The following is a 270-nucleotide window of genomic DNA, read 5'->3' as shown; positions in this document are numbered from 1 at the left end:
AAGTTCAAGATCGCGATCAACGGCGCCGAGGCCGACCGCGCCGCGATCCGCGCCCATGACGTGGGTCTGCAGCTGGTCGAGCGTGATGGAGAGATCGGTTTCCAGGTCTTCGTGGGCGGCGGTCTCGGCCGCACCCCGATGATCGGCAAGGAAATCCGCAGCTTCCTGCCCGCGGTCGATCTGCTGCCTTATCTGGAATCGATCGTCGCCGCATGGAACCTCGCGGGACGGCGCGACAACAAGTATAAGGCGCGCATCAAGATCACCGTG

Annotated in this window: 1 pseudogene; it reads left to right on the top strand. The window is 63.7% G+C overall.

Features of this window, described 5'->3' with window-relative positions:
- Positions 1–270, top strand: a pseudogene (locus B3D39_RS03480) (nitrite/sulfite reductase); the annotation flags it as partial.

Source organism: Thioclava sp. UBA3469, from assembly GCF_002378135.1.
Lineage (GTDB): Bacteria > Pseudomonadota > Alphaproteobacteria > Rhodobacterales > Rhodobacteraceae > Thioclava > Thioclava sediminum.
Note: the sequence above shows the minus strand (reverse complement) of the source record. Positions and strands in the feature narration are given on the sequence as shown.